This window comes from Streptomyces sp. CO7 (assembly GCF_053474865.1).
Map to the genome: position 1 here is coordinate 210,129 of NZ_JBRIOU010000002.1, position 4,104 is coordinate 214,232.

General features: G+C 73.3%; 5 protein-coding genes. 2 read left to right on the forward strand and 3 right to left on the reverse strand.

All coding sequences use genetic code 11. From position 1 onward, the window contains the following. The first annotated feature begins 25 nt into the window (after positions 1-25). Positions 26-1,246 carry an SfnB family sulfur acquisition oxidoreductase gene (locus ACOV8S_RS02850; RefSeq protein WP_448315927.1) on the forward strand — a complete coding sequence of 407 codons (1,221 nt, stop codon included), beginning with the start codon at positions 26-28 and terminating at the stop codon, positions 1,244-1,246. A 153-nt stretch (positions 1,247-1,399) separates the two neighbouring features. Here the strand turns inward: ACOV8S_RS02850 and ACOV8S_RS02855 are convergent, their stop codons facing one another. The 3 genes from ACOV8S_RS02855 to ACOV8S_RS02865 all read right to left on the reverse strand — a co-directional run bounded on the left by ACOV8S_RS02855 (position 1,400) and on the right by ACOV8S_RS02865 (position 3,128). Next, the gene (locus ACOV8S_RS02855) at positions 1,400-1,798 is read right to left on the reverse strand and encodes a hypothetical protein (protein ID WP_448315928.1); all 399 of its coding nucleotides are present in this window, start codon (positions 1,796-1,798) and stop codon (positions 1,400-1,402) included. 30 nt (positions 1,799-1,828) lie between these two features. After that, positions 1,829-2,407, reverse strand: a complete 579-nt coding sequence (locus ACOV8S_RS02860) for a hypothetical protein (protein ID WP_448315929.1) — start codon at positions 2,405-2,407, stop codon at positions 1,829-1,831. A 112-nt stretch (positions 2,408-2,519) separates the two neighbouring features. After that, positions 2,520-3,128: a TetR/AcrR family transcriptional regulator C-terminal ligand-binding domain-containing protein gene (locus ACOV8S_RS02865; RefSeq protein WP_448315930.1), complete on the reverse strand. Its 609-nt coding sequence runs from the start codon at positions 3,126-3,128 to the stop codon at positions 2,520-2,522. Positions 3,129-3,223: 95 nt separating this feature from the next. On the opposite strand from ACOV8S_RS02865, the gene ACOV8S_RS02870 reads away from it, so the two are divergent. Continuing rightward, entirely contained in the window at positions 3,224-3,964 is a 741-nt protein-coding gene (locus tag ACOV8S_RS02870; RefSeq protein WP_448315931.1) for an SDR family oxidoreductase, read from the forward strand. The last annotated feature ends 140 nt before the right edge of the window (positions 3,965-4,104 follow it).

Sequence of the window (4,104 nt, forward strand, 5' to 3'; positions counted from 1 at the left end):
GCGTTCCCGACGGAAAGCAGAGACCATGACAGCCACCGTCCCGTACCTGTCCCCGCCCGCCCACGTGATCGCCGACGACGCGGAGGCCCTCGCCGTCGCGGCGGAGCTGGCCGAGCGGTTCCGGCCCGAGGCCGCCTACCGGGACGCCGAACGCCGGCTGCCCGAGCAGGAACTGGGCGAGCTCTCGGCGTCCGGACTGCTGGGGGTGACCGTGCCGGCCGAGTACGGCGGCGCTGACGTGCGCCAGGAGACCCTCACCGAGGTCTTCCGCCTGCTCGCCTCCGCGGACGCCAGCCTGGCGCAGATCCCGCAGAGCCACTTCGTGTACGTCAACGTGCTGCGCCGGCACGGCACCGACGAGCAGCGGAAGTTCTTCTTCGGCGAGATCCTGGCCGGAGCCCGCCTGGGCAACGCCCAGTCCGAGGCCGGCACCCGGCACGTCCAGGACATCCGCACCCGGCTCGAGCCCTTGGGTGACGGCTCGTACCTGCTCACCGGGACCAAGGACTACTGCACGGGCGCCCTGTTCGCCGACTGGATCCCCGTGCTGGCCCGGGCGGAGGACGGCGAACCGCACGTCGCCTACGTGCCGCGGGACGCCGAAGGGGTGACCGTCGTCGACGACTGGGACGGCATGGGCCAGCGCACCACGGCCAGCGGCACCGTCCGGCTCGCGGCGGTGCGGGTGCCGGGTGACCGGATCCTGCCCCACCACCTCACCTTCCGCAGCCCGCAACTGCACGGCGCGGTCGCCCAGTTGCTGCACGCGGCGATCGACGCCGGGATCGCGGACGGCGCCCTCGGCGAGGCGGTGGCGTTCGTGCGGACCAAGTCCCGCCCGTGGTTCGAGGGGGTCGAGGCCGGCTACCCCGAGGCCTTCGACGACCCGCTGCTGATCCAGCGCTTCGGTGAGCTCGCCGTCCAGGTGAGGGCCGCCGAGGCGCTGCTGAGCTCGGCGTCCCGTGCCGTCGACGCAGCCCGCGCGGACCTGACCGACGACACCGCGGCCGAGGCGTCGATCGCCGTGGCCGCCGCCAAGGTGACCGCCGGGAAGGCGGCCGTGGAGGTGGCGGACGCCCTCTTCGAGGTCTCCGGCACCCGTTCCGCCCTCGCTTCCCACCGCCTCGACCGCTACTGGCGCGACGCCCGCACCCACACCCTGCACGACCCCGCCCGCTGGAAGATCCAGCACATCGGCCGCCACACCCTCCACGGAACCCGCCCACCCCGCCACGGCCTCCTCTGACCGAGGCGGCCGGTCCCCGGGGTGCCGTTTCCCTGCTCGACCACGCGCGAGCGGGGGAACGGAGGCGGTGGATGCCGCGGTGACGGCTCGGTGGCGCATCCCGGCCGGTCCCGGCGCGGAGGGGGAGGGGCTGCCCCGCGCCGTCTCCCGTGATCAGAGGTGTCGGCGAGCCCGGCGTCCGAAGAAGGCCTTACGGGCCGTACTCGTGCGGACCACTCGGTAGTGGAGCCACCCCAGGCGGTGATAGCGCCATGGGACGCCGTGCGTGTAGCCGTCGACCTCGCGGAACTGCTTCTCCGCCTCCACGTACCGCCCCTGACGGTAGAGGAAGTACCCCAGGATTTGCCGCACGTAGGGAAGCTGCGGGTGGCCCGGGTCGGCGAGCGCCACGTCCCGGAGCGCCGCGTCGACCATCACCCGTACCCGCGCGCTGCCGAAGCCGGCGTCAGCGTCCTCTGCCGCGTGATTCTCGTACCAGGCGAACAGCGGCAGCGTGGCCAGCAGACTGCCCGGCGGCCCCTCGGCCGCGGCCTTCTCGGCGAACTCCCGCACGAGCCCCTCGGAGCCTCTCCATTTCGCGGTTCAGTACTGGAGGGCACCGAGGTGCGCGTCCATCTGGTGCGGCGCGCGGGCTGTGACCTCGGACCACACGGCCTGCATCCTCCCAGGGCCGTAGCCCAGTCCGAGCGCCCTCCAGATCTCCGCGACGAAGGGAGAGGGATCGTCGGGGCAGAGCTTCGCAGCGCGCTCGATGGCGTGCCCGGATGCCCGCAACTCACGGTGAAACCCTTCGAACTGGAGCTCCGACGTGTGGTCCGCGAACCTGGGGCCCCGCAGCTTCCAGGCGTAGGAGACCCTGGCCTGCGCCCTCACCACTGCGGAGTCCGGGTCTTCGGGACGGGCCTCCTCCCACGCCGTCAGCCAACGGTTGTTCCTCTCTGCAGCGAGGTGCCCGAAGTGCTTGGCGTAATGGCTCCGGCGTTCCCAGTCCCGGCCGGTGTCCTCGAAGAGCTGGGCGACGGGTTCCCAGCGCCCCCGGACAGCGGCTCTCGACGCCCGCCGCAGGGCGGCATCGGGGCCCGACATACGCGAGGTCTGCCACCGCAGCGGCAGCAGGGCGTACCAGAGCCAGAGCAGGCAGGCGAGGACGAGGTAGACCATGGCCGGGGCGGTCCTTCATGACGGGCGTCGAGACGCTGAGGGTGGACCGGCAGTATGCAGGTGGCCAGGTGGGAGCGGCGTGGGAGGGTTACCGTCCCGCTGCGTACCCGGTCTACCGAGGCGCCGCCCCGTGGAGGGCGTGGTCGACCAGGCGGGGGACGACCGACGCGTCGAACGGGGCCTTGAGGACCAGCATCCGGTGGTAGAGGGCGCCCCACAGCTGGTCGACCACGATGTCGAGGTCGGCGTCCTCGCGGAGCACCCCCTGCCGCTGGGCGGTGCGCAGCCGGGCGCGGGCCAGCTCGCGGCGGGGGCGCCCGTACTCCTCGGCGAAGGCGCGGCCCAGGCCGGGGTCGAGCTGGGCGGCGCCGACCAGTTCGGAGACGGGCCGCTCCGCGCCCTCCTCCTTCAGCCAGCGGACGAAGGCGCCGAGCTGGGTGATCAGGTCGGCGCGCAGGTCGCCGGTGTCGGGGAAGTCGAGCACCGGACGGCTGCGGGCGAAGTACGCCTCCGCGGCGAGCGCGCCGGGGGAGGGCCACCACTTGTGCAGGGTGGTCCGGCTCGCCCCCGCCTCCCGGGCCACCCGGTCGAAGGTGAGCGCCTGCAGGCCCTCGTCCAGCAGGACTCGGCCCGCCGCGGCGAGCACCGCCGCACGCACTTCGGCCGCCGGCCGCCGACCGCGGCCGGGCCGCCCGCCCGTGGCGGTCTCGTTCTCGGGCATCGTCACGTCACCCCGCTCGTCTTGTGGACAGTCTGTTCATTTCGTCGTAGCCTTTCATATGAACAGTACGTCCATATTCTAGGAGGAGTGCAGCCATGACCGACAGCACCGCAGGAAGGGTGGCCCTGGTGACCGGCGGGTCCGGCGGCATCGGGCGGGCCGTCGTGGAGCGGCTGGCCGCCGACGGGTATGCCGTGGCCGTGCACTACGCGGGCAACGCGGCGCGGGCCGAGGAGGCCCGTGACCAGGTCACCGCCTCCGGGGGAAGGGCGATCGCGGTGGGCGGGGACGTCGCCGACGAGGAGGCGATGGCCAGGGCGTTCGACGCCATCGAGGAGGCCTTCGGCGGGATCGACGTCGTCGTGAACACCGCCGGGATCATGCTCCTGTCGCCCATCGCGACGCTGGACCTCGCCGACCTGGACCGGATGCACCGGACCAACATCCGCGGCGCCTTCGTGGTGTCCCAGCTGGCGGCGCTCCGGCTCCGGCCGGGTGGGGCGATCGTCAACTTCTCCACGTCGGTGACCCGCACCCAGTTCCCCGCCTACGCGGCGTACGTCGCCTCCAAGGCGGCGGTGGAGGGGATGACCCTGATCCTGGCGCGGGAACTGCGGGGCAAGGACATCACCGTCAACGCCGTCGCCCCCGGCCCCACCGCGACGCCGCTCTTCGTGGACGGCAAGAGCGAGGAGCAGATCAGCGCGATCGCCGCCATGAACCCGGCGGAGCGGCTCGGCACCCCCGAGGAGATCGCCGAGACCGTCGCCTTCCTCGCCGGTCCCGGCCGCTGGGTCAACGGCCAGGTGCTCTTCGCCAACGGCGGCCTGGCCTGAGCGCCCCCGCGCCCGCACCGGGACGCCCGTGCCCGCAGCCGCGTGCCCGCACCGGGGACGCCTGGCCCGCACCTCCGTGCCCGCATGGGTGACGCTCGGCCCGCGCCACCGCGCCCGCACCAGGACGCCCGGCCTCGTAC

What these genes read in the sequence shown, in the direction of transcription:
- ACOV8S_RS02850 (WP_448315927.1), top strand. Translation starts at nt 26, where the DNA reads ATGACAGCCACCGTCCCGTACCTGTCCCCGCCCGCCCACGTGATCGCC.
- ACOV8S_RS02860 (WP_448315929.1), bottom strand. Translation starts at nt 2,407, where the DNA reads ATGGTCTACCTCGTCCTCGCCTGCCTGCTCTGGCTCTGGTACGCCCTG.
- ACOV8S_RS02865 (WP_448315930.1), bottom strand. Translation starts at nt 3,128, where the DNA reads ATGCCCGAGAACGAGACCGCCACGGGCGGGCGGCCCGGCCGCGGTCGG.
- ACOV8S_RS02870 (WP_448315931.1), top strand. Translation starts at nt 3,224, where the DNA reads ATGACCGACAGCACCGCAGGAAGGGTGGCCCTGGTGACCGGCGGGTCC.